The following is a 24,625-nucleotide window of genomic DNA, read 5'->3' on the forward strand; positions in this document are numbered from 1 at the left end:
CTGCGCCGACCGTCAGCGCAAAGCCGCCGTGACGGATCTGTCGATCGGGTTCAGGGATGTCATCCTGGGTCCGCGCATCTCGGGGGCGGTCAACTCGACATCGTCGAGTACCGCATTGGCGATCGCAACAAGGTCTTCCGCCGAAGCATCCAGCCGGGGACGGATGGCCTCGGCCAGACGCGTGACGAGCGTCTGCTCGACGCCCGGGTGAATCCGCGAATTCACCTGCCTGACATAGGCAGCCAGAACATTCTCCGCGATGTCGCGCGCGGCCTTATCGGCTTCGGGTGTATCCTGCACGGAAAGCGTCCTGATGTTGGAGATCGGATCTTGCGAGGTGGCTCTTTGACGAGAGCCGGCCTCTGTCGCTTGGCTCGACAAGTCTCGAAACGACATCAGTGTTTCAGCAGGGTCTCGAACTTCTCCTCGGGCGGCAGCGTGTTCGAGAATTGCGAAAGGCGGCTCAGGCTGGGCTCGGTCAGACCGCCCGCATTCGCATAGGCGGCAAGTGCGAAGCTCACCAGCAGCTCCGCTTCCTCCTGCGTAACGGCACGTCCGCTCAAGACGCTCGCGGCTCCCCGCACCGCATGCACGGCCTGACCGAATGCCGGATCTCCCCTCAGCTCCGCGACACGTCTCGGCACCCTTCCCTCCTTCGGCTTCGTTCGCCAACGATCGCCAACCCATGGCGGATCGTAATCGATCAAAGCGTCAGAATAGCCTTGGTTTCATCCGTCCCGAACGGCGCAGCACGGAAGGCCACGCCCGAATCGATTGGACAGCGAGTCAGTCGCTTGAACGATGAAGCAGGATCAAGAACGAGATAGGGTAGGGTGAACTTCCCAGGGCGCTCGCGGTGTTACCCGTGGCATGGCTCCTGGCAGTTTCAGGCTAGACTGGAAACCTAGCTAAGTGTTGGCGCGCCCGAAAGGATTCGAACCTCTGACCCCCAGATTCGTAGTCTGGTGCTCTATCCAGCTGAGCTACGGGCGCCGACCTGACCGGGGGAGAGTTGTGCGCTCCGCCGTCGGTGGGGGTGTCTAGAATCTCCTTTTCAGCTTGGCAACCCCTTCTCGACCGATAGGCGTACCTTTCTGCGATCCGCGTGATCGTGGGTGGTCGCGGGACGCCGTGTCGGTCATGCTCGTTGCTCCTCACATCGCAGGAGACGCCCGACCCGTCATGACCACGCGCACCCCTTCCCTCTCCGGCGATGTCCTCGCCGCCATCGGCGGAACGCCGCTGATCCACCTGCGCAGGGCGTCGGACCTCACCGGCTGCACCATCCTCGGCAAGGCCGAGTTCCTCAATCCCGGACTGTCGGTGAAGGACCGGGCGGCCCTGTCCATCGTCGCGGATGCGGAGCGGCGCGGGTCGATCCGGCCGGGCGGCACCATCGTCGAGGGGACGGCGGGTAATACCGGCATCGGGCTCGCCCTCGTCGCCTCGGTCCGCGGCTACCGCACGGTCATCGTCATCCCGGAGACGCAATCGGCCGAGAAGAAGGAGACGCTGCGCCTCGCCGGCGCCCGCCTCGTCGAGGTCCCGGCCGTGCCGTTCTCCAACCCGGACAATTACGTGCATGTGGCGCGCCGGCTCGCCGAGCGCCTCGCTGCCACCGAACCGGCCGGCGCCTTCTTCGCCAACCAGTTCGATAACGTCGCCAACCGCCAGGCGCATGTGGAGACGACCGGCCCCGAGCTCTTCGCCGCGACGGAGGGGCGGATCGACGGTTTCGTCTGCGCCGCCGGAACGGGGGGCACCCTCGCCGGCACCGCCCAGGCCTTGCGGGCGCTTAAGCCCGGAATCACCGTCGCGCTCGCCGATCCAGAGGGATCGGCGCTACATGCCTATTACACCACCGGCACGCTGAAGGCCGAAGGCTCATCGATCACCGAAGGGATCGGCCAGGGCCGGGTGACCGCCAATCTCGAAGGGTTCCGGCCGGACCATTCCTTCCGCATCTCCGACACGGAGGCCCTGGACATCGTGTTCGGGCTGATGCGCGAGGAAGGACTCAGCCTGGGCGGCTCATCGGGGATCAACGTCGCCGGCGCGATCCGGCTCGCGCGGGTTCTCGGCCCCGGCCACACCATCGCGACCATTCTCTGCGACGGGGCGGCGCGCTACGCATCGAAGCTGTTCAACCCGGCTTTCCTCACCGAGCGCGGGTTACCGGTGCCGGCCTGGCTCACGGAAACGGCGGGCGATCTCCCCGACTGGCGGGCCTGATACCGGACGGCGACGGGTGCGTCTCGTGACCGTCCGACCGTGCGGCTGGGGCTGAAATCGACTTTCCTGCAACACCGTCATCAATCTGCATCATCGTGACGCGGTCGCGTTGAACGGAATCGGCGGATGGACGTTGCACCGGTCAAGCTCAAGCAATGTTGGTTGGGCGTGACCGGAGTTTCTTTCCCATGACCCTGACCACCATCCTGCTCATCATTCTGATCCTCGCCGTCCTCGGCGGCGGCAACTTCCTCGGTGGCGGCGCTTATCGCGGGCAGAGCTTCGGTCTGGGCGGTATCCTCATCATCATCCTGATCGTGCTTCTGGTCACGGGACGCCTCTGACCGCACGACCGGACCTGCGGGGCGTTCCGGCGCCCCGCAGGTCATGCATCCGGGACAACGCGATCCTTATGGACAGGTGAGGCCGACCACCGAGTCAGCCACCCTGGAGGCGACCGCGCCGAGGGTGGAACCCGATCCGCCGCTGGCCGCCCCCGGCGAGATGCCGTTCTCGGCCAGGAACGCGAAGGCCACGCGGCCATCGACCATCGGGTAGCTCATTGGCGGCGCCACACCGGCGACGAGACGGGGCGACGATGGATAGCGGGAAACGAGGCCCGCCAATGCTCCGTCCCGGTCGAGCACGATGGCCCCCGACGATCCGGGCTGAAGCGGCGCGGAGAGCCGATCCCCGGCGGCTTGGCCCGACGAGACGGCGATCCCCCCTCCCCCATCGGCCCCCAGGACCACGAGCGCATCGCCCGGCGTCAACGCGCTCCCTTTCGCGGCCAGGGTGGCAACGCGGCCCTTCGCGCCGGTCCCTTCGAGAAGTGCCAGACCGCGGCCTGAATCCACCTTGACGATGCGTGCTGCCGCGCCGGCGATCCGTGGTGCCGCACAGGTCTCCAGGACCGAGGAGCTTGTCAGGACACGCCCCGGGGCGACGACGAGGCCGATGCCTGTCGTCACAGCGGCGCGGACCAGAGGCGGCAGGGCTTTCACCGCCAGAGCCGGCGTGGACCTGTCGAGTGTCCCACCGGGCTTGACCGCTACCTGGGCAGGAGCGGCATCGGCCGTCTCCGGGAACGGTACGAAGCTGTTGGCGACGGCGATGACCAAGCGGTCTACATCCAGCCCGAGGGCCTTGTCGTAGCCGATGGTGAAGCCGCGAACTCCCCCCGGGGCGGCGGCATAGCGGATGTAGGATTTGCCCGTCGCCGTCTCGCCGGTGACCACGAGGAAATCCGGTCGCTTGATCTTGTAGGTGACCTTGCGGTCGGCGCCCGGCGCGGTGATGCGGGCGAATAGGGCATCGAGACTGGTCTCCTCCGGGGCGAAGGATTTGGTGTCGAGGGTGACGCGGCCATCCCCGCTTTGCCAGCGGGTTCCGCCGGCCTGAGGGCTGCGCTTGGCGAGCAGCCGCTCAGGCACGCCGATCATGACGCCGCTCGCCGGATCGGGCTTCACGGTGAAGCGCGCCGCCTTCCGGGCGGCATCACCCGCGGCGAGCATCGCCGCCCGCATCCCCGCGTCGGGGAATCCGGGTGCGGGGTGTCCGGCGCGCCTCTGGTAGGAGAGCAAGGCGTCGTAGGTGCGTCGCCCGAAGGTGCCGGTGATCACGCTGTTATAGTCGCCGGTCCAGACCAGGGCGTCCTGCAGGCCCTTCCTCTCCGCCTCCGGCAGGGGCTCGAAAGCCGCCTTCGCCGCCTCGAAAGCGGGGTCGGCCGCCGGTGCCGCACGGGCAGGCGCCTGGGCGGGGCCTTGCGCCTGAACCGGCAGGACGAGGAGGGCCAGAGCCGCCGCAACCCCTGCGAATCGCGCGCGCTGCGTCATGGTCCACGCTCCCCGATGGCCTGTGCCGATGCCGTTTGCGAAGGTGTGACAGAGGGATCGCCGGATTTCCAGCCGATCGTCAGAGCGAGCGCGTCATTGCGGCGCGCGCGCGAGGTGCTAGGGTCCGGCGCGGCACCGAGGGGGGATCGGATGCCGCCGAAGACGAGGTGGGCGATGTCGGGATCAACCAGGCTCGGGCGCGCGACCGCCCATTTTTCCATAACCGTCTTTGCCAGAAGCGTTCTCGCCGGTACTCTGGCGCTCGGCGGTCTGGTCGCGATGCCGGCTCTCGCCCAGGCGCCCGACCGTCCGGTGGCGCGGATCGCACCCCCGAAACCAGCGCCATTACCCAAGGCTTTTCAGCGTGACGCGCTGGCCAGTGACGGATTCCGTCTCGAGGCGACGTTGCGGTCGGAGGCCGCCCCCGGTCCCGCCAAACCGGCGGCCAAGCTGCGCGCCGAGGGTGAGGCCCTGGTGGAGGCCGAGAAGCCGGCCGATGCCCTCAAGCCCCTCGCCGGGGCCATTGCCGCCGATGCGGGCGACCCGCAGAACTGGATCGCCTATGCTCGCGCTGCGAGCACGGTGGGCAATGATGACCAGACCGGGGACTACTCCTTCCGCCAGCGCCTGCGCGGCCAGGCTCGGGCCGCCGCCTATCAGGCCTATCTGAAGGCGCGCGGTGCCGCTGCCGAGGCAGAGGCCCTGGCGACGCTGGGCGAGGTCTATGCCGATGAATCCGAATGGCGGCCCTCGCTCGAGGCCTACCGCGCCAGCCTCGCGCTCGCCGACGATGCCACGGTGCGCGAAACCTATGAGGGTCTGCGCGCTGAGCACGGCTTCCGCATCCTCGACTACAAGGTCGATTCCGACGCCGCCGCCCCGCGCGTCTGCTTCCAGTTCTCCGAGAGCCTGGCCCCGAAGACCGATTTCACGCCCTTCGTCGCCGTCTCGGGCGCCTCCAACGCCGCCGTCACCGGCAGCGGCCAGCAGATCTGCGTCGACGGGCTGAAGCATGGCGAGCGCTACGCCTTCGTGCTGCGCTCGGGCATCCCGGCCTCCGTGGGCGAGGCCCTGCTGAAATCGGCCGATTACGAAGTCTACGTGCGGGACCGCTCGCCCCAGGTGCGCTTCACCGGGCGCAACTACGTCCTGCCGCGCACCGGACAGGCCGGCGTACCGCTGGTCTCGGTCAACGCGCCGAAAATCGATGTGGAGGTGCTACGCGTCGGCGACCGTGGCCTGCTGCCGTCCCTGCGCTCGGAGGAGTTCCTCGGTCAGCTCAGTGGCATGACCGCGAAGACCATCGCCGATCAGAAGGGCATGCGCGTCTGGAAGGGTACCCTCGACACGGCCAAGGCCGAACTGAATCACGAGGCTATCACCGCCTTTCCGGTGCTGCAGGCGGTCGGCAAGCTGGAGCCCGGCATCTACATCATGCTGGCCCAGGCCAGCGGCGTCGCCGCCTCGACAGATGAGGATGGCGGCTACGAGGCCCAGGCGACGCAATGGTTCGTCGTCTCGGATCTCGGGCTCACCGCCTTCAAGGGCCGCGACGGCATCCACGTCTTCGCCCGCTCGCTCGCCAGCGCGAAGACGGTGCCCGGCGCCGAGATCCGCCTCGTGGCCCGCAACAACGAGGTGCTGGCCACGAAGAAGACCGACGGCCAGGGCCACGTCGCCTTCGATCCGGGCCTCGCGCGGGGCGAGGGCGGGATCGCCCCCGGCCTCGTCGTCGCCCAACTCGGCGACGATTACGGCTTCCTCGACTTCTCTCAGAGCGCCTTCGATCTCACCGACCGGGGCGTGAAGGGCCGTCCGCAGCCGGGTGCGGTGGAGGCCTATGTCTTCCCCGAGCGCGGTGTCTATCGCTCCGGCGAGACCGTTCAAGTTACGGCCTTGCTGCGCGACGCCGCCGGCATCGCCGTGCCGAACCTTCCCCTCACCCTGGTGGTGAAGCGTCCGGACGGGGTCGAGTATCGCCGCGTCCAGGTCGCCGATGCCGGCCTCGGCGGCCGTGCCCTGCCCCTCGCCCTGATGCCGGGCGCGATGCACGGCACCTGGCGGATCGCCGCCTATACCGATGCGAAGGCGCCGCCTGTCGGCGAGGCAACGTTCCTCGTCGAGGATTACGTCCCCGAGCGCCTGGAGGTCACCCTCACCCCGAAGAGCCCGACCCTGACGAAGGGCGAGCCTGCGACCATCGACGTCGCCGCGCGCTATCTCTACGGCGCGCCGGGCTCGGGCCTCGACGTGTCGGGCACGGTCCTGGTCCAGGCCGCCGCGACGAGCGGGATCAAGGGGCTCGACGGGTTCTCCATCGGCCTCGACGACGAGAAGGTGGAGGCGACCTCGGCCGAGATCGAGGCCAAGGCCACCACGGACGCCAAGGGATCGGCGACCGTGACGGTGCCGGTCCAGGCACTCAGCGCTCCGCGCCCCATCGAGGCGAAGATCACGCTGCAGGTCGGCGAGCCGGGCGGACGGGCGCTGAGCCGAAGCGTCACCCTGCCGATCCTGCCTTCCGGCCCCGTCCTCGCCATCCGCAAGAATTTTTCGGGCGACCTCCCGGAAGGCGGTGTCGCCACGTTCGACGTGGTCATGGCGAGCCCCGACGGACGGAAAATCCCACAGAACGGCGTCGCCTGGACCCTGTCCAAGGTCGACCGGAACTACCAATGGTACCGCGAAGGCGGGCGCTGGTCGTTCGAGCCGGTGACCTCGACGCGGCGCATCGCCGACGGGCGGCTCGACCTCGCCGCCGACGCGCCGGGCCGGGTCAGTTCCACGGTCAGCTTCGGCACCTACCGCCTCGAAGCCCTGGTCGCCGGCCGGCCCGAGGCCACGGTCAGCGTCACCTTCACCGTGGGCTGGGGCGGATCCGAGACCGCGGACGTGCCCGATCTCCTCGACCTGAAGCTCGACAAGCCGAGCTATGCCGCCGGTGAGACCCTGAGGGCCCGTCTCCAGCCGCGCTTCAAGGGCACGGCCACCCTCGCCGTGGTGAGCGACAAGGTCCACGACATCCTCGACGTCACGGTGTCGGACAGCGGGACCACCGTGGATATTCCCGTGAAGGCGGAATGGGGGTCGGGCGCCTATCTCGTCGCCACCGCCTACCGTCCGCTCGACCAGGCGGCCAAGCGCCTGCCGGGCCGGGCACTGGGCCTCGCCTGGTTCTCGGTGGATACCGACAAGCGCAGCCTCGCCGTGACCGTAGGGGCGCCTGTGACCACGCGGCCCCGCGAAACCCTGACCCTGCCGATCCAGCTCGCCGGTCTCTCCTCCGGCGAGGAAGCACGGATCAGCGTGGCCCTGGTCGATGTCGGCATCCTCAACCTCACCCGCTACGAATCGCCCAATCCCTTCGGCTATTTCTTCGGCCAGAAGGCGCTGGGACCGGAGATCCGCGACCTCTACGGATACCTGATCGACGGCATGCAGGGCACGCTCGGCGCGATCCGCTCGGGCGGTGACGGCGGCGCGGCGGAACTCTCCGATTCTCCGCCGACCCAGGCGCCGCTGGCGCTCTATTCCGGTGTGGTCCGCGTCGGCCCCGATGGCCGGGCCAGCGTCGACTTTCCCCTGCCCGCCTTCAACGGCACCGGCCGGGTGATGGTGACCGCCTGGAGCAGAGCGAAGGTCGGCTCCGCGCAGGCCGACGTGATCATCCGAGATCCCGTCGTGCTCACCGGTACCCTGCCGCGCTTCCTCAATGTCGGCGACCGCTCGCGCTTCTTCATTGCCATCGACAATGTCGAGGGACAGGCCGGCGATTATACCGTGGATCTCGACCTCACCGGCCCGGTCCTGGTCTCGGCCGGCGCGGTCCACAGCACCATGAAGCTGGAGGCCGGCGCCAAGGGCTCCCTGGTGATCCCGATCACCGCCGCCGGCCCCGGCCTGTCGCGGCTCGACGTGAACCTCTCCGGCCCCGGCATTACCGGCACCGTCGGCCAGAGCTTCTCGCTGAATATCGGCCCCGGCACCGGCGCGCTGGTCCGCCGCTCGGTGAGTTCCCTCGAACCCGGCGCCACCATGCAGGTGACGGGCGACCTCCTCGCCGACATCCTCCCCGGCACCGGCTCGGTCTCGGTGACGGCCTCCTCGCTCGCCGCCCTCGACGTGCCCGCCCTGCTCCAGGCACTGGACCGCTATCCCTATGGCTGCTCGGAACAGACGGTGAGCCGGGCGATGCCGCTCCTCTACGTCAACAAGCTCGCCTCCCTCGACAGGCTCGGCATCGACGACAAAGTGGACGAGCGGGTGCGCGAGGCCATCGACCGCGTGCTCTCGCGCCAGGACGCTTCGGGCGATTTCGGCCTGTGGAGCGTCGGGGGGTCGAGCGACGTCTGGCTCAACGCCTACGTCACCGACTTCCTGACCCGCGCCCGTGAACGCGGATTCGCGGTGCCGCAGACCGCCTTCGCCAATGCCCTCGACCGCCTGCGCAACACCGTAGCCAACACCACGGAGGTGCGTGACGGCGGCATGGACATCGCCTACGCCGCCTACGTGCTGGCCCGGAACGGGCGCCCGGTGATGGGCGACTTGCGCTACCTCGCCGACACCAAGCTCGGTGAGTTCGCGACCCCCCTCGGACGCGGCCAGATCGCGGCGGCTCTCGCCCTCCTCGGCGACCGGGGCCGCGCGGCCAAGGCGTTCGAGTCGGCGGTGACCGCGCTCGGATCCGCGCGCGACACCTCGACCTATCGCGCCGATTACGGCTCGCGCCTGCGCGACGGGGCCGGCCTTCTCGCTCTCGCCGCCGAGACGGGCCTCGCCCGCGAGACGATCCGGCCGTTGGGTCAGGTCATCACCCAGGAGCGGGCCAGCGGACGCCTCACCAGCACCCAGGAGAATGCCTGGATGGTGCTTGCCGCCGAGGGGCTCGCCAAGGACGCGGAAGCGTTGAGCTTCAGCGTCGACGGCACGCGGCAATCGGGCCCGGTCTCGCGGCTCTACCGCGCCCCCGCCCTCGACGCGAGGCCCGTCACCATCACCAATGACGGGACGGGCGCCGCCCAGACTGTGGTGAGCGTGTCGGGCAATCCCATCGCGCCGGAGCCGGCGGAATCACGGGGTTACTCCATCGAGCGAACCTATCATCGCCTCGACGGCACGGTGGTGGATCTCACGCAAGGAGTTCGCCAGAACGACCGCCTCGTGGTGGTGCTTAAGGTGGCCGAGGCCAAGGCCAGCGCCGGCCGCCTCCTGCTGGTGGACCGCCTGCCCGCCGGGCTGGAGATCGACAATCCGAAGCTCCTCGATTCCGATGCCCTGGCGGGGCTCGCTTTCGCCAAGTCGGACGTGCAGCCGGTGAGCACCGAGTTCCGAGACGATCGTTTCGTGGCGGCCTACGAGCGCAGCCCCGAGCAATCCGCCTTCTTCACCGTGGCCTACACCGTGCGGGCGGTCTCACCCGGCACCTATGTCCATCCCGGCGCCACCATCGAGGACATGTACCGCCCCGAACGCTTCGGCCGCACCGCCTTCGGTTCGGTCGAGGTGAGCGCGAAGTAGGCTCATGGAACGCGACATCCCCTCCCCTCCCCCCTTTGCGGGGGAGGGTGGCCCACGAAGTGGGTCGGGAGAGGGGAGCGCCAGTTCCGGAGAGGTCGCCCCCTCTCCCGCCTGCTCCGCAGGCACCCTCCCCCGCAAGGGGGGGAGGGTTTCCGGCGGCGTGATCGCCCTCCTCATCCTCCTCCCCGCCCTCGCCCTCTGGCGCTTCGTCGCGACCCTCCCGCCCCTCGACCTGACCCAGGCGAGCCTCCGATCAACCGTCATCCTCGACCGGGACCGCCATCTCCTGCGCCCCTTCGCCACCGCCGACGGGCGCTGGCGGCTGCCGGTCATGGGGGCGGACGTCGATCCGCGCATGCTCGCCATGCTGAAGGCCTACGAGGACCGGCGCTTTGCCGACCATCCCGGCATCGACCCCGCCGCGACCCTGCGCGCCGCCTGGCAATGGCTCCGCCACGGCAGAATCGTTTCCGGGGGCTCCACGCTGTCGATGCAGGTAGCTCGCCTCGTGGAGCCGCGCCCCGAGCGCTCGCTCAGCGCAAAGCTTCGGCAGATGGTGCGGGCGGTCCAGCTGGAACGCCGGTTGGGGAAGGACGGCGTGCTCGACCTCTATCTCGCGCTCGCCCCCTATGGCGGCCCGGTGGAGGGCTTGCGGGCAGCGAGCTTCGCCTATTTCGGGCGCGAGCCCGCCCGGCTCTCCTTCGCCGAATCAGCCCTCCTCGTCGGCCTGCCGCAGGCGCCCGAGGCGCGCCGGCCGGATCGCTACCCCGCCCGCGCCCGGCAGGCGCGCGACAGGGTGCTCGACATCGCCGCCGCGCGCGGAATCATCACGCCCGCCGAGGCGAAGGCCGCCAAGGCAGAACCGGTGCCGGACCAGCGAAAGCCCTTCCCGATGCTGGCGGCCCATGCGGCAGAAGCGGCCGTGGCCGCCGATCCCGCCGCGCGGGTCCAGCGCCTCTCCCTCGACGGGCGGCTGCAGGCGAGCCTCGAACGGCTGGCCGCCGAGCGCGCCGCGGCCATCGGGCCGGACATCTCGGCGGCGATCCTCGCCATCGATAACCGCACCGGCGCGGTGATCGCGCAGGTAGGGAGCGCCGGCTATCTCGACGCCAGCCGCTCCGGTGCCATCGACATGACGGGGGCGATCCGCTCGCCCGGCTCGGCCCTGAAGCCGTTCATCTACGCGCTGGCCTTCGAGAACGGCATCGCCCATCCCGAGACCCTTCTCGACGACCGGCCGGTGCGCTTTGCCGGCTCCTACGCGCCGGAGAATTTCGACCTCAGCTACCAGGGCACCGTCACGGCGCGGCGCGCGCTCCAGCTCTCCCTGAACGTGCCGGCGGTGGACCTGCTGGAGGCGGTGGGCGCCGCCCGCTTCGTCGCCCGCCTGCGCGGCGCGGGAGCGCGGATCGACCTGCCGCGCGACACGGCACCCGGCCTGCCGGTGGCTCTGGGCGGCCTCGGCATCACCCTCACCGACCTCGCGCGGCTGTTCTCCGGCCTCGCCCGTGGAGGCTCGGTGCCCGACCTGATCCGCCGCCTCGACGGGCCGGCCGCATCGCCCCCGCCGGAGTTGCGCGTCACCGAACCGGTGGCGGCCTGGTACGTCGCCGATACCCTGCGCGGTGCGCCGCCGCCGGAGAACGCGCTGCCCAACCGGATCGCGTTCAAGACCGGCACATCCTACGGCTATCGTGATGCTTTGGCGGTGGGGTTCGACCGGCGCGTCACCATCGCGGTCTGGGTCGGGCGGCCGGACGGCAACGCCGTGCCGGGTCTCGTCGGGCGGGCGGTGGCCGCGCCGATCCTGTTCGACGCGTTCTCGCGCTTCGGCGGCGAGCCCGATTCCGTGCCGATGCCCCGCGACGCCCTGGTGACCACCACCGCCGGCCTGCCGCCGCCCCTGCGCCACATCCGCAAGGACGTGCCCAAGACCCTGTCGGCGGCCCTGGGCTCGGCCCTCAAGATCGCCTACCCGCCGGATGGCGCCCGCATCGATCTCGGCCTCGCAGAGCCCGGCCCCGCGCCGAGCCTCGCCCTGAAGGCGCTCGGCGGGGTGCCGCCCCTCACCTGGATGGTCAACAGCCTGCCCGTCGCCGAGAGCGCCCGGCGCCAATCGGAATGGTCACCGGACGGCGCGGGCTTCGCCAGGATCTCGGTGATGGACGCGTCGGGTGCCAGCGACAGCGTGGTGGTGAGGCTGGAGTGACCGCCGACCCGGCGGGTCGTGGCGCGACCTTGAAAGTCGCGCGAAAGGCTTACACGCGCTCGACGAGCAACGATGCTTCGCGACGACTTAGTGCACCGGCGATGGATTGCCTTCGCTCAATCGCCACGAGCAGAGCGCCGGTATTTATCACATCACACCAACCTCGCGACAGTTGTCGCCAGGATTCAGCTGGACCGGATCCTTCGGTGATGCGCTCTTAAGGCTTTGCCGTTAAGACAGTTTCGGTCCGTGCCGCTACGAAGTCGCCTTCATGTTTCCGATTCCCGACGTGCCGACCCTTAGTCTATGCAGCACGCTGATAAGCGTTGCTTTCATGACGGTCTATCTGACGTTGTGGCGCAACCGGACCGGACAATCTTTCCTGCTCGACTGGGCGGCAAGTTCCGGAATCTACGCGGCGATCATGATCGGCTTCGGAGTGGTGGGCGATCATCCGGTTGCGATCGCGGTCCTGCACGCGCTGCTCGGCGCTTCCTCTCTCCTGGTCCTCACCGGTGTGGACCGGTTCGACGGTCTGCCAAAGCGTCGCCCCTGGGCGATCCCCCTGATCCTGCTGCCCGGCCTCGGATATCTCGGCCCCGCCCTTCTGCTGGACCGGACGGCCGCGCAGATGGGCGGCATCCTGGGTTTGGCGGTCGTCATGCTGGCGATCGGCTCGGTTCTCGTGAGCGGCCGGCGCGGCGACGTCATGGGAGGGCGCCGCATCGCCGGACTGGCGCTCCTCGGATACATCCCCGCTTATCTGCTCACGCTGGTCATCCTGACGAACCACAGTGAGATCCCCTATGCCGTGGCCCTGGTGCCACTGCTGGCGGACCAGATCCTGCTCCCCATCCTCAATCTCGGCCTCATCTCGATGCCGGGCGAACGGGCGCAAGCAGTTCTTCGCCGTCTCGCCCTGCATGATACGTTGACGGGCGCCCTCAATCGCGCCGGCCTCACGGCGGATTCGCCGGCTATCGTCGCCCTGGACACGGCGGTGATCGCCATCGATGTCGATCACTTCAAGTCCATCAACGACCGTTACGGCCATGCGGCGGGCGACGCGGTGCTGGTCGCCCTGGCCACCTGCACCATGCGCCGCCTTTCGGGCCGGGACCTTTTCGTGCGCCTGGGTGGCGACGAGTTCATCGTCGTTCTCGCCGACACCGCCCGCGAGACCGCCCTCGCCTTCGCGGACGATCTACGACGTGCCTTCCGGGCGCTGCCGGACCTGCCGACTTGGACCGCCAGCATGGGGGTGAGCATGGTCGCGGCGGGGGAAACGTCGCTCATCCGGGCGATCGCGCGGGCCGACGAGGCCCTCTACGAGGCCAAGGCGTCGGGACGCGACCGCGCCGCGGCCTGACCGCCGTGAAGGCTCATCGCGGCTCGCATGCGAAGCCGGCCCTCAGCAATGACGCCCCTCGCGTGCGGCGCGTCACGCCGAAGGCGCGCGAATTCGTGTGTCCTCCGCCTGGGCCAAGCTTTGAAGCGGCCGATCGATTCGACGGACGAAGGGGCGGCGGACATGAATGAGGATCGGACATGAGCGGTAGCATGGTCCCGGCGACCGATCCCCTCGCGGTCGCGGAAGCGACCCTGGCCGACGCCGCCGCCTCTCTCGAACCGGCGAGCGCACAACGCCTGCCGCTGGCCCTCAAGCTCGCCTATACGGCCTTCATGGCGGTGCTCGTGCCCGTCTACTGGAGTTGGTACGGGCCGACCAACTTCCTCTATTTCTGCGACGTCGCCCTGCTGCTCACCCTGGTGGGGATCTGGCGGGAGAGCCCGCTCCTGGTCTCCATGCCGACGGTGGGCATCCTGGCACCCCAGTTGCTCTGGGTGGTGGATTTTCTCGCCGAACTCGGCGGCGTGTCGCTTACCGGCATGACCGCCTACATGTTCAAGGCCGAGAACCCGCTGTTCCTGCGCGGGCTCTCGCTGTTCCACGGCTGGCTGCCGTTCCTGCTCGTCTACCTGGTCTGGCGCCTCGGCTATGACCGGCGTGCCTGGGCGGCATGGTCCGGCCTCGCCGTCGCGGTGCTGTTCGTGTGCTTCTTCCTGATGCCCGGTCCGCGCCCCGATGCCGGGCTGGACCCCGTCAACATCAACTACGTCTGGGGCATGAGCGACGCCGTCGCCCAGACGATGATGCCGGCCTGGGCCTGGTTCGCGAGCCTTCTCGTCGTCATCCCCCTCGTCCTGTGCGGGACGACCCACCTCGTCCTGCGCCGGCTCATGCCGGCGCCGGCCGGGCGGTTGAGCCCCATCAGCTCCCGGATTTCCGCACTGCGTCGGAGACCGTGATGGGCTTGGGCAGCAGGCCGAGGCGGTGGAACGTGTCGGCCACCTTCTGCTGGTCGGCGATGACGGCCGCGTCCAGCGGGGTCACGCCGTAGGTCAGGCGCTTGAGGGCGATTGTGAGGATCGGCGCCGGGATGCCGATGGCGGGGGCCAGTTCGCCTGCCACCGCGTCGGTATTGTCCTTGGCCCAGGCGTCGATCTCGCCGATAGCCGCGAGGGTGGTATCGAGCGCCTCCTTGTTGGCGTCGGAGAATGGGCGGGTCGACAGGTAGAACTGCCGGTTCGGCACGATGTCGGTCCCATTGACGAGAGTCCGCGCGCCGGTGGCCCGCTCGCCCGAGGCGAGGAAGGGGTCCCAGATCACCCAGGCATCGACGGCGCCGCGCGAGAAGGCCGCGACCGCGTCGCCGGGCGCCAGGAAGGCCGGCGTCACCGCCTCGTAGGGCACGCCGGCCTTCGCCAAGGCCTCGACCAGGAAGTAATGGACGTTCGAGCCCTTGTTCAGGGCGATCTTCTTGCCGCGCAGATCGGCGACGGTCTTGATCGGGCTGTCCTTGGCGACGAGGATCGCCTCGCCCAAGGGAGCCGCCGGCTCGTGGGCGACGTAGAGGAAATCCGGGTTGTTGGCCTGCCCGAAGATCGGCGGCGCCTCCCCGGCCGAGCCGAGATCGATGGCCCCGGCATTCAACGCCTCCAGCAGTGGCGGCCCCGAGGGGAACTCGGCCCAGCTCACCCGGTAGCCGAGCGGCGCCAGCTTCTTCTCCAGCAGGCCCTTGCCCTTCAGCAGGACCAGCGTGCCGTATTTCTGGTAGCCGATGCGGATGACCTTGTCCTCGGCGCGCGCCAGCAGCGTGCCGAGGATCAGGAATGCGAGGGCGGTGAGGAAGGCGAGGGTCGTCTGCCGAGGCGGGGAGAGGGTGCGCGCGGTGGAACGGGGCATGGAATGTCCTCGTACAGCGTTTGGAACAGGTGTCCGGTGAGAGCGCCGCCGCTCCCCGCGGGCGGGGATAGGACCGGATGCACCTTGTCGGTCATCCGGTGAGTGGAGGCGAAGCCGGAACGAGGGTGAGGGGGACTCACCGGAGGAACCTCCTTCGGCGTCAGCCCCTCACCATCGGCTGCCGCCTCGCCGCGCCGACGACGGGGTCGCCGCAGCCCTGTCCCCGCGAGCGGGGAGAGGCGATGCTCTCCCTCAATGCGCCGCGATGCGGCGGCTGGGCACGATGTCGTTGGCGATGACTTCGCCGAACGGGCCGTTGTTGCGGGCGTTGCTCGGGGGAACGCCGGTGGTGGCGCGAAGCGGCAGCTTCGGGAAGACGAGTTCGGCAAAGCGGTAGGCTTCTTCCAGATGCGGGTAGCCGGAGAGGATGAAGCGATCGATGCCGAGGTCGATGTACTCCTTCATCCGGTCCGCCACCTGATCGGCCGAGCCGACGAGCGCCGTGCCGGCGCCGCCGCGCACGAGGCCGACGCCGGCCCAGAGGTTGGGCGAGACTTCGAGCTTTGTGCGGTCGCCGCCATGGAGCGCCATCATCCGGCTCTGGCCCACGGAATCCTGGCGCTTGAGAGTGGCCTGCGCCCGCGCGATGGTCTCGTCGTCGAGGCGCGAGATCAGGTTCTCGGCCGCCGCCCAGGCTTCGCCCTCGGTCTCGCGGACGATGACGTGGAGGCGGATGCCGTAGGAGAAGGTCTTGCCCTTGCGGTCGGCGGCTTCCTTCGCCTTGGCGATCTTCTCGGCGACGCCCGCCGGAGGCTCGCCCCAGGTCAGGTAGACTTCGCAATGCTCGGCCGCGACTTCGATGCCGGCCGGCGAGGAGCCGCCGAAATACAGCGGTGGATAGGGTTTCTGGACCGGCGGGAAGATGAGCCGGCCGTCCTCCACCTTGAGATGCTTGCCTTCGTAATTCACCGTCTCGCCGGACATCAGCCCGCGCCAGACATGCAGGAACTCGTCGGTGACAACGTAGCGCTCGTCATGGTCGAGGAAGACGCCGTCGCCCCGCAGCTCCACCGGGTCGCCGCCGGTGACGACGTTGATGAGGAGGCGCCCGTCCGAGATCCGGTCCAGGGTCGCGGCCATGCGGGCGGCCATGGACGGTTCCTGCAGGCCGGGACGCACCGCCACGAGGAAACGCAGGCGCTTCGTCAGCGCCGCGAGAGCCGAGGCGATGACCCAGGAATCCTCGCAGGAACGGCCGGTGGGCAGCAGCACGCCGTAATAGCCGAGCTCGTCCGCGGCCTGCGCGATCTGGCGGAGATAGGCCAGCGACACGTCGCGGGCGCCTTCCTGCGCGCCGAGGTAGCGGCCGTCGCCATGGGTGGGAAGGAACCAGAGGACGTCGGTCTCTGCGGTCATGGGATGCTCCTGGTGTTGTGCCGGTGGGATCGCGCGCGTCCGGGGATCAGACCGGGGCACGGTCCTTCAGCAGATGGTCGAGGATACGGCCTTCCAGCCGCGCGAGTTCGGGGTCGCCGCGCCGGCGCGGGCGGGGCACGTCCACGGTCAGGTCGAGGGCGACGCGGCCCTCTTCCACCACGAGGATGCGGTCGGCCATGGCTGCCGCCTCGGCGACGTCGTGGGTGACGAGGATGGCGGTGAAGCCCTGGTTGCGCCAGATCCGCTCGATCATGTCCTGCATGTCGATGCGCGTCAGGGCGTCCAGTGCACCGAGAGGCTCGTCGAGGGCGAGCAGGCCCGGCCGGCTGACGAGGGCGCGCGCCAGGGCGACGCGCTGGCGCTGGCCGCCGGAGAGGGTCGCCGGCCAGTTGCCGGCCTTGTCGGTGAGGCCGACCTCGGCCAGCACGGCCGCCGCTCGCTCGCGCCGTTCCTGGCGTCGCCCGGCCCCGCCGAGCCCCACGGCGACGTTGTCGGCGACCCGGGCCCAGGGCAGCAGGCGCGGCTCTTGGAACATGATGCGCTTGGTGGCCGAGCGCGCCCCCGGGTTCTCCAGGTCGATCCGCCCGGCGCTCGGCTGTTCGAGCCCGAGAATCAGGCGCAGCAAGGTGCTTTTGCCGCAACCCGAACGGCCGACGATGGCCACGAACTGGCCCGCCGGGATGTGCAGGTCGAGCCCCTCGATCACCTGATGACCGTCGAAGGATTTCGCCAGGCCGCGCAGGGTGACGGCGACCCCTGTGCCTGCGGTCGGCGCAGGGCGCGTGGACTGGCGAAGCGGGGGAGCGACGGGCACCTCGCGGGGCGGCGCGAGAGGGGCGTCGGACGCCCGAAGCAGGGTGGAGGCGGTCATGGACGTCGTCCGTAGGGTTGATCGAAGAACAGGGGCATGTCGGGTCGATGCCCTCAGATGTTCCGGTAGGCCGGGTTCCAGGCGAGGAACGAACGCTCCAGCAGCCGGGTCAGGGTGTCGGCGATCTTGCCGAGGAGAGCGTAGATGACGATGGCCAGCACCACCACGTCCACCAGCATGAACTCACGCGCCTGCATCGCCATGTAGCCGAGGCCGGACGAGGCCGAGATCGTCTCGGCGACGATGAGCGTGAGCCACATGATGCCGAGCGCGTAGCGCAGGCCGACGAAGATCGAAGGCAGCGCACCGGGCAGGACCACCCGAAGGAACAGGGTCGTGGGCGACATGCCGTAGACCCGGCCCATCTCCACCAGTTGCGGATCCACCGAGCGGATGCCGTGCAGGGTGTTGGCGTAGATCGGGAAGAATACGCCGATGGCCACAAGGAAGAGCTTGGCCTCCTCGTCGATGCCGAACCAGAGAATGACCAGGGGGATCAGCGACAGGTGCGGGATGTTGCGCACCATCTGCAGGGTCGTGTCGGTGAGCTTCTCGGAGAGCTGCGACAGGCCGTTGGCGAGACCGAGGGCGAAGCCGATGCTGCCACCGATGAGGAAGCCGACGGCCGCCCGCAGGAAGCTGATCCAGAGATTGGCCCAAAGCTCACCGGTCTTGCTCGCCTGCCAGCCCGCGGCGATCACGTCCGAGGGCGCGGGCATGAAGCGGGTGGAAACGAGGCCGGTCGAGGCCGCCGCCTGCCAGCCGGCGATGATCGCCACCGGCACGAGCCAGGGTGTCAGGCGGCCGAGGATGTCGGAACCGATGGTTGTCTGCCGTGACATGTGTCCAGCCCTTATTGACTGAGGCTCTGTAGGAGGCGCCGATCTCGGCGCCGTCGGGCGCATCGCCCGGCCGGCGCCCCCGGTCGTCCGAGCGGGCTATCGGTTCGGAGCGGCGAAGGCGGCGGCCGGCGCGGCCTCGAACGAAGCCGAGGGCTTCGCCCGTGCGCCGAGCAGCGCAGCGAGCTGGGACGCGGCATCGGAAACGCGGCCCCGCACGCCCTCGTCGACGAGAATTCCGTCGGCGAAATCCGCGTCGCTGCCATAGACGGAGGTCGGGACGGTCTGCGCGCTGAAGAAGCCGAAGAGAGGCCGAAGGGAATGCTCGACGACGAGGGCGTGACGCGCGCCTCCGCCCGTGGCCGACAGCACGACGGGCTTGCCCACGAGAGCCGCCGGATCGACGAAGTCGAACAGGTGTTTGAACAGGCCGGTATAGGCGCCCTTGTAGACCGGCGTCCCGACGATGAGCGCATCGGCGTTCTCGATCGCCTCCAGGATACGCCGGGCCGGCAGCGAAAGCTGATCGCGCGACCAGGCCGCGCCGAGGCCGGTCCCGGCATCGACGACGTCGAACAGGCGGATATCGGCGCGGAGCCGCGCACCGGTCGCCTCGGCCACCGCTTCGACGAGCGCCCGCGTCTTGGAGGGACGCTGGAGATTGGCGCTGAAGCCGACGATGCGGGGGAGCGGGCCTGAGAAAGAGCTGCCTTGTAGAGACATCGAGCGCCTACCGATCGGGTTCGGGAATGTGCCGGGGGCATCGATCAGAACGTTCCGTCCGATCGTCGAATGCGCCCCGGCATCGTTGCCGAACTGTGATCGCAGCGACGATCCGGGTCAACGAAACGTGCTTTTAAAAGAACAAGGCGAGGGAGATGGGTCTTCGCTTAGATCTCACACGAAGAGATAAAACTTTTGAACTAGAACTTTCTTGCAAAAATTGCGGCCGTCCTGCGACATCGATCCAAGTGAACGGGTCCCGCAAACGGGTCCGGGTTCGGTAAACCGAACGCGGTAATCCCTAGACCAGGGCGTCGTCGGGGGTCGAGAGCCTGACGATGGGCAGGAAGGCCCGCAGGAGCGGCATGTCGAGCTTGCCCGTCATCCCGAGCATGATGGCATGGGCTTCGGCATGCGGGAGCGGCTTGCGATAGGCGCGCCGTTCGGTGAGGGCGGAGTGGATGTCGCAGATCGTCACGAGGCGGACGAGATCGGAAATCGCATCGCCGGTGAGGCCGGACGGGTAACCGCTGCCGTCGAGCATCTCATGGTGATGCCTGACCACATCGAGCATCGCTTGATCGAACCCTTCCTGCCCGGTGAGCATGTCGGCGCCGGCGGCGGCGTGAGTCCGCATGATGGCCAGTTCGTCCGAGGTCAGCGCGCCGGGCTTGTTGAGGATGGCGAGGGGGATCTTGGCCTTGCCGATATCGTGCAGCAGCGCGGCCTTGGTCAGGCGCTTCCGGTCGGCCCGCGGAATCCCGAGGTGGAAGCCGAAGGCCGCGGCGAACCCGGCGACGCTGAGAGAATGCTGATAGAGCAACTCGTCGTAGCGTCCGAGCACGTCGAGCCACGCACGGATCCCACCCTCCGAGACGGCTTCCAGAATGACGTCTGTGCCGGCATCGACCTCGTCGGCCGAGATCGACTGATCGAATTGCGCCGCATGGAACATGCCCGCCACGACCGAACAGGCGCGATGCGCCTTCGCTTCCACAGCGGCGTTCTCGCCGTCGCACCGTGTCCGCATCTTCCGGCCGGCGTCGATCAGGCTGAGGAGGAGGGAGAGGATGGTTGGGCGCGGCGTATCGGCCGCGGCGATGCGCAGGGCCGGATTCGCCTTGTGCGGGATGTCGGCAGGCGAACCGGTGAGGACGAGGCAGGGCACGCGCAACATGAGGAGGCGGGTCGCCCAGGCTGCCGCCACGCCTTCCCGAGGGTCCATGTCGATGACTGCGACGACGGGGAGGATGGCGGGTATCGACTGGTCGCCGAGGACGCTGCGGCAAGGGAGAATCGTGGTGATGGCGCGCGCCAGCAGCCTTACCCGGTCCGGCCGATCCGATACGATGAGGACGGACTTCTCTTGCGTCACGATCCGATCCACTTCAGACCGACGAGGTCTGGATTCGTGCCCACGCCAACGCGCACCCGCGACTTCTACAGTGTCAAATCCCTATAAATTGTTTCTCTCGACCGGTCGGCTCAACGGCTCATGACTTGACGACAAGACTTCGGAATTGGGAAGTCCCCCTTCCGGATCATGACGGACCCTGGCCCGGCACACCGTGGTTAATCGGGTGGAACGAATTGTGCTTCTCTCGGGCTAGCGCCGGAGCGATAACTCTCCGTAGACGCTTTGGAGCTAATGCTTCCGGATCGTGTGCTTGGACGCCGCTCCGGCATCACCATCCGCCTTGTCCAGGGAGGACGCATTGCTCGCGCAGGATTTCAAATCCTTTTTCGAGACGTCGAAGCGCAACGGCATCATCCTTTCGTTCGGCGGCGACCTTTCGGAGAATGTCCTGTTCTCGCTCGGGGAAGTCCTGAAGCTTCGGATGATCCAGGGTGAGACGGACGCCACCATCGCCAAGCGGGTGTTCTCGATCTTCGTCGAGCAGGCCCAGAACATCATCCGGTATTCGGCCGACAAACTTCCCACGGACCGGGCCTCCGGCGGTATGATCAGCGCGGGAATGATCGTTGTGGGCGTCGAGAACGGACATTTCTTCGTCGTGTGCGGCAACGAGATTCCCAAGGCCGATGCCGCTATCCTGCGCGAGCGATTGGACCATATTGCCGGCATGTCGAGCGAAGAACTCAAGCGTTTCTACCGCGAAAAGTTACGCCAGGCCCCCGATGAAGGCAGTCTGGGCGGCAGCATCGGGCTGATCGAGATCGCCCGCCGGTCGAGCGCACCGGTCGAGTTCGAATTTCACGACCTTGGCAGCGAGCGCAGTCTGTTCTGCCTCAAAGCCTTCATCTGACGGCGCCCCAGCAATGGACCGGATTCAGATTCCAGCCACCCCCCGATCCCCCGAGGTGGATTTCGACTTCGCCGCCGGCCGTTTCAGGCTGGCCGGTGAATCGTACCCGGAGGATGCCGCGGCCTTCTTCGGCCCCCTGCTCCAGGCCTTGCGGACCTACCTCGCCGCATCGAGCACGGATCCGATCGTGTTCGAAGTCGCCCTCGTCTATTTCAACTCTTCGAGCGCGAAGGGCCTGATGAACCTGTTCATGCCTCTCGAGGACGCCGCCGAGGCAGGCCGTAGCGTCACCATCCGCTGGCTCCATGCCGAGGGGGACGAGACCATCGCCGAGGCCGGGGAGGATTTCGCGTCGGACTTCACCCACGCACGGTTCGATCTCGTCGAGACCGCGCAGACGGGGCACTGATGCGGATGAAGACCAAGCCTGAGATCGTTGCGCAGATCGGCGATCCACCCGCCGTCGGCGAAGCGTTCAGTCTTTACGACACCGAAGAAGCGGTCCTGGTGAAGACCAACGGGATGCTGGCGGGCCTCGCGCAGGTCGCGGGCGGCGTTCAGCAACTCGCCGAGGCCTACCGCCGCAGCTATGACGAGCAGCGCCGCCTCGTGAGGTTGAGTGACCGGATGCAGTTCGACCTGCAGAGGGCGAACCGCCGCCTCGCGGAGCAGCAACGCGACCTCCAGGCCCTCAACGAGGCGCTGTCCGGCGAAATCGAGAATCGGACCCGTCTCGAAGCCAAGCTGAGGAGCCTGGCCGATACCGACGATCTCACCGGCGCGGTGAACCGTCGCCGCTTCATGGAAATCAGCCGGCGTGAATGGCTGAGATACGAACGCGACCGGGTTCCGGCCTGCCTTCTCATGGCGGATCTCGACCGGTTCAAGCGCCTCAACGACGAGTTCGGCCATGCCGCCGGGGACGCGGCCCTCATCTGCTTCGTCGAGACCTGTCGCAAGCGGCTGCGCAAGGTGGACGTGATCGGCCGCATGGGCGGCGAGGAATTCGCGATCCTGCTCACCGAGATCGAACCCGATGCCGGGCTCGTGGTCGCCGAGGACTTGTGCCGTCTCGTCGACGAGACCGGCGTGGAATGGCCCGGCGGACCGCTGGCACTCTCCGTCAGCATCGGCGTCGCGGCCATCGAGGGAACCGAGACCTTCGAACAGACGCTCGGCCGGGCCGATGCCGCGCTTTACGCCGCCAAACATGCCGGACGCGGCTGCGTCCGCTCGTTCCGCAGCTCGATCCGGACCGTCTCGCCGCCATGACCTCCGATCCGGGGGCCGAGGTGGCATCGCCCGCCATGGGTTCTCCCCCCCGCAAGCGCTCCTTGAGGGGCGGCGGTCCCCTTAGCGGCGACGACTTCCGGGAACTCGCCGGTTTCGCCGACGCCTCGGCATCCGCGCCCGGCACGATGCGGCCTGGGGCGCTGCGCGGCTCTGCGCAGGGACGCGACCTCGACAGTCTGGCCCACACCCTGTTCCTGCGGATCTACCCGGTGATCGCCATCGTCGTGCTGGCGACGCAGATCGGCATCGCCTGGGTGAACTACACCGACAGCCTCAGGCTCTATACCGAACGGGCGAACCTCCTCGTCACTCTGACCGCCCATTCCATCGCCCGCCCCGATTGGAGCGAGCGCCCGGACGTCTTCACAGCGCAGATCCAGGCCCTCACCCTCGATCCGGCCTTCCAGTTCGTGCGCGCCTGGAACGCGGCAGGCGGGCTGGTGATGTCCGTCGGCGAGATACCGGCCGGTCGGGGCCTCGAACTCATCCGCGCCTCCAGCACCGTCACGGTGGCGGGGCGCGCAGAATCCGCGGGGCGACTGACGCTGGGATTGTCCACCGAAGCCCTGCGCCGCAACGCCGAGCAACAGACGCTCCTGGCGTTGGGGGCGACCCTCATCCTGATGCTCGCCTTCGTGCTGACCCTCCATGCCAATGTCCGCAAACACGTCCTCGCCCCCTTGAAGCGGCTGCTGCTCGCCATGCGCGAGGTCGAGCACAAACGCTGGTCGTTGGTGGAGTTCGACGGTGCCGTCCGGGCCAGCAACGAGATCGACGTCATCTCCTCGGCCTTCAACCGTATGGTAGAGGGCCTGCGCGCCGGCGACGAGGCGAAGCAGCTTCTCGCCGAGCTCGAACAGGCTCATGCCAAGCTCGCGGACGCCAACAATCAGGTGATGGAGAGCATTGGCTACGCCCGCCGGATCCAGACCTCCGTCCTGCCCGACCGGGCGGCACTGGCCGGCGCCGGCATTGACGTCGCCGTTCTGTGGGAGCCGCTGCATCAAGTCGGCGGCGACTATTTCTGGCTGGAACGCCTCGACGACCTCAGCATCGTCGCGGTGGCCGATTGCACCGGCCACGGGGTGCCGGGCGCCTTCATCACCCTCATCGTCGCCACCGCGCTCGACCGGCTGCTGCACGAGCGCGGCCTGCGCTCGCCCGCCGAGATCCTGACGGCCCTCGACGAGATGGTCCGCGTCCAGTTGCGCCAGGACGGGCGCGGTGCGGAATCCGACGATGGGCTCGATTGCGGCGTGTGCATCTGGGACCCCGCGGCACGAAGGCTGAGCTTCGCCGGCGCCGGACTGGCGCTCACCAGCATCACGGAAGCGGGCCTCGCCCGGATCAAGGGCGCGCGGCACGGGCTCGGCTACCCACGGCACGGGAGCACCCGGTTCACGACCGAGGACATCATTCTGGACGTGGCGCCGGGCGACACCTTCTACCTGATGACCGACGGCCTCACCGACCAGATGGCCCCCCCCGGCGCGCAACGCCGGCTCCTCGGGCATCGTGGCGTGTCGGATATTCTCGTTCGCAGCCGCGACGAGGAACTCCGCCGGCAGATCAGCATTCTCGAGGCTGAGCTCGTTGCCTATCGGGGGCTCGAAAGCCGCCGGGACGACATGACCCTGGTCGCGTTCCGGCCGATACGTCCCACCTCGCCTGACGCCGCTGAGGACAACCGGTGATCGACCGGTGCGCTGGCACACGCAAGACCGCGTGAGGATTCGGCACTGTCTGCGCTGTCGTCAGTAGACCGCCTCGGAAAGCCATAACCTTGCCGTCATGGCGGACCAAGCATGGCGGACCGGGAACGCTGGTATCCGCGGCCTGCTACTGCGTCATTATATGTTTCAAAAGTCGAGATTGATCATGACACGCTTCCTTGCCGCGTCCGTCTGTCTGGGCCTGCTCGTCGCCGTGCCCGTTCAGGCGCAGCCCTCGAACATTTCACAGCAGCCTGCGCCGAAGCGCATGACCACTGCCATGGGCGTGACCAAGCCGCCGGGCTCCACCTTCAATCGGGCCTCCACCGAAGCCGACATGCTCAAGGCCCAGAAGATATCCGCAGCGCGCGACAAGGCTTGGGACCGGAAGATGCGGACCACCATGGGCTCGATCTGCCTCGGCTGCTGACGCCAGAGAC

At 68.3% G+C, this 24,625-nt stretch carries 20 protein-coding genes and 1 tRNA gene; 11 read left to right on the top strand and 10 right to left on the bottom strand.

Annotated elements, in window-relative coordinates; translation table 11 throughout:
• Positions 1-12 precede the first annotated feature (12 nt).
• The 3 genes from IPV08_RS05385 to IPV08_RS05395 all read right to left on the bottom strand — a co-directional run bounded on the left by IPV08_RS05385 (position 13) and on the right by IPV08_RS05395 (position 993).
• A complete protein-coding gene (locus tag IPV08_RS05385) occupies positions 13-300 on the bottom strand; it encodes a hypothetical protein (RefSeq protein ID WP_207411072.1) in 288 nt (95 codons plus the stop codon).
• Positions 301-395: 95 nt separating this feature from the next.
• Positions 396-644: a hypothetical protein gene (locus tag IPV08_RS05390; protein WP_056423291.1), complete on the bottom strand. Its 249-nt coding sequence runs from the start codon at positions 642-644 to the stop codon at positions 396-398.
• Between the two features lie 272 nt (positions 645-916).
• Positions 917-993 (bottom strand) — tRNA-Arg (locus IPV08_RS05395).
• 189 nt (positions 994-1,182) lie between these two features.
• Between IPV08_RS05395 and IPV08_RS05400 the strand changes: the two genes are divergently transcribed.
• Both IPV08_RS05400 and IPV08_RS05405 read left to right on the top strand, forming a co-directional pair.
• A complete protein-coding gene (locus IPV08_RS05400) occupies positions 1,183-2,232 on the top strand; it encodes a cysteine synthase A (protein ID WP_207411073.1) in 1,050 nt (349 codons plus the stop codon).
• A gap of 188 nt (positions 2,233-2,420) precedes the next feature.
• Entirely contained in the window at positions 2,421-2,576 is a 156-nt protein-coding gene (locus IPV08_RS05405; protein ID WP_018046049.1) for a hypothetical protein, read from the top strand.
• Positions 2,577-2,642: 66 nt separating this feature from the next.
• On the opposite strand, the gene IPV08_RS05410 is transcribed toward IPV08_RS05405, so the two are convergent.
• Positions 2,643-4,067 (bottom strand): serine protease, encoded by a 1,425-nt coding sequence (locus tag IPV08_RS05410; RefSeq protein ID WP_207411074.1) that lies wholly within the window; start codon positions 4,065-4,067, stop codon positions 2,643-2,645.
• Positions 4,068-4,346: 279 nt separating this feature from the next.
• Here IPV08_RS05410 and IPV08_RS05415 point away from each other — a divergent pair, with 279 nt between their 5' ends.
• The 4 genes from IPV08_RS05415 to IPV08_RS05430 all read left to right on the top strand — a co-directional run bounded on the left by IPV08_RS05415 (position 4,347) and on the right by IPV08_RS05430 (position 14,106).
• Entirely contained in the window at positions 4,347-9,587 is a 5,241-nt protein-coding gene (locus tag IPV08_RS05415; protein ID WP_246747823.1) for an alpha-2-macroglobulin, read from the top strand.
• A 4-nt stretch (positions 9,588-9,591) separates the two neighbouring features.
• Positions 9,592-11,796, top strand: a complete 2,205-nt coding sequence (gene pbpC / locus IPV08_RS05420) for a penicillin-binding protein 1C (protein ID WP_207411075.1) — start codon at positions 9,592-9,594, stop codon at positions 11,794-11,796.
• Between the two features lie 334 nt (positions 11,797-12,130).
• Positions 12,131-13,165, top strand: a complete 1,035-nt coding sequence (locus tag IPV08_RS05425) for a GGDEF domain-containing protein (protein ID WP_207411076.1) — start codon at positions 12,131-12,133, stop codon at positions 13,163-13,165.
• 179 nt (positions 13,166-13,344) lie between these two features.
• The gene (locus tag IPV08_RS05430) at positions 13,345-14,106 is read left to right on the top strand and encodes a hypothetical protein (RefSeq protein WP_207411077.1); all 762 of its coding nucleotides are present in this window, start codon (positions 13,345-13,347) and stop codon (positions 14,104-14,106) included.
• On the opposite strand, the gene IPV08_RS05435 is transcribed toward IPV08_RS05430, so the two are convergent.
• The 6 genes from IPV08_RS05435 to IPV08_RS05460 form a co-directional block, all read right to left on the bottom strand.
• Positions 14,069-15,043, bottom strand: coding sequence for a sulfonate ABC transporter substrate-binding protein (locus IPV08_RS05435; protein ID WP_207411078.1), 975 nt, complete (start codon positions 15,041-15,043; stop codon positions 14,069-14,071). The genes IPV08_RS05430 and IPV08_RS05435 overlap by 38 nt on opposite strands.
• 252 nt (positions 15,044-15,295) lie before the next feature.
• Entirely contained in the window at positions 15,296-16,459 is a 1,164-nt protein-coding gene (gene ssuD / locus IPV08_RS05440; RefSeq protein WP_056422701.1) for an FMNH2-dependent alkanesulfonate monooxygenase, read from the bottom strand.
• A gap of 46 nt (positions 16,460-16,505) precedes the next feature.
• Positions 16,506-17,351, bottom strand: a complete 846-nt coding sequence (locus tag IPV08_RS05445) for an ATP-binding cassette domain-containing protein (RefSeq protein ID WP_207411079.1) — start codon at positions 17,349-17,351, stop codon at positions 16,506-16,508.
• A gap of 53 nt (positions 17,352-17,404) precedes the next feature.
• Positions 17,405-18,193 carry an aliphatic sulfonate ABC transporter permease SsuC gene (gene ssuC, locus IPV08_RS05450; RefSeq protein ID WP_207411080.1) on the bottom strand — a complete coding sequence of 263 codons (789 nt, stop codon included), beginning with the start codon at positions 18,191-18,193 and terminating at the stop codon, positions 17,405-17,407.
• Between the two features lie 96 nt (positions 18,194-18,289).
• A complete protein-coding gene (gene msuE / locus IPV08_RS05455) occupies positions 18,290-18,913 on the bottom strand; it encodes an FMN reductase (protein ID WP_207411081.1) in 624 nt (207 codons plus the stop codon).
• A gap of 301 nt (positions 18,914-19,214) precedes the next feature.
• Positions 19,215-20,288 (bottom strand): HD domain-containing phosphohydrolase, encoded by a 1,074-nt coding sequence (locus IPV08_RS05460; RefSeq protein WP_348646079.1) that lies wholly within the window; start codon positions 20,286-20,288, stop codon positions 19,215-19,217.
• A gap of 340 nt (positions 20,289-20,628) precedes the next feature.
• Here IPV08_RS05460 and IPV08_RS05465 point away from each other — a divergent pair, with 340 nt between their 5' ends.
• From IPV08_RS05465 to IPV08_RS05485, 5 genes are all read left to right on the top strand, one after another.
• Positions 20,629-21,180, top strand: coding sequence for a SiaB family protein kinase (locus IPV08_RS05465; RefSeq protein WP_056422713.1), 552 nt, complete (start codon positions 20,629-20,631; stop codon positions 21,178-21,180).
• Between the two features lie 13 nt (positions 21,181-21,193).
• Positions 21,194-21,589, top strand: coding sequence for a DUF1987 domain-containing protein (locus IPV08_RS05470; RefSeq protein WP_056422718.1), 396 nt, complete (start codon positions 21,194-21,196; stop codon positions 21,587-21,589).
• Between the two features lie 5 nt (positions 21,590-21,594).
• On the top strand, positions 21,595-22,452 hold the full coding sequence (locus IPV08_RS05475) for a GGDEF domain-containing protein (protein ID WP_246747812.1): 858 nt from the start codon (positions 21,595-21,597) through the stop codon (positions 22,450-22,452).
• Positions 22,449-24,167, top strand: a complete 1,719-nt coding sequence (locus IPV08_RS05480) for a SpoIIE family protein phosphatase (RefSeq protein WP_207411084.1) — start codon at positions 22,449-22,451, stop codon at positions 24,165-24,167. Before IPV08_RS05475 ends, IPV08_RS05480 begins: the two co-directional genes overlap by 4 nt.
• A 178-nt stretch (positions 24,168-24,345) precedes the next feature.
• Positions 24,346-24,615, top strand: a complete 270-nt coding sequence (locus tag IPV08_RS05485; protein WP_056423304.1) for a hypothetical protein — start codon at positions 24,346-24,348, stop codon at positions 24,613-24,615.
• The last annotated feature ends 10 nt before the right edge of the window (positions 24,616-24,625 follow it).

The organism is Methylobacterium sp. SD274 (assembly GCF_017355285.1).
Lineage (GTDB): Bacteria > Pseudomonadota > Alphaproteobacteria > Rhizobiales > Beijerinckiaceae > Methylobacterium.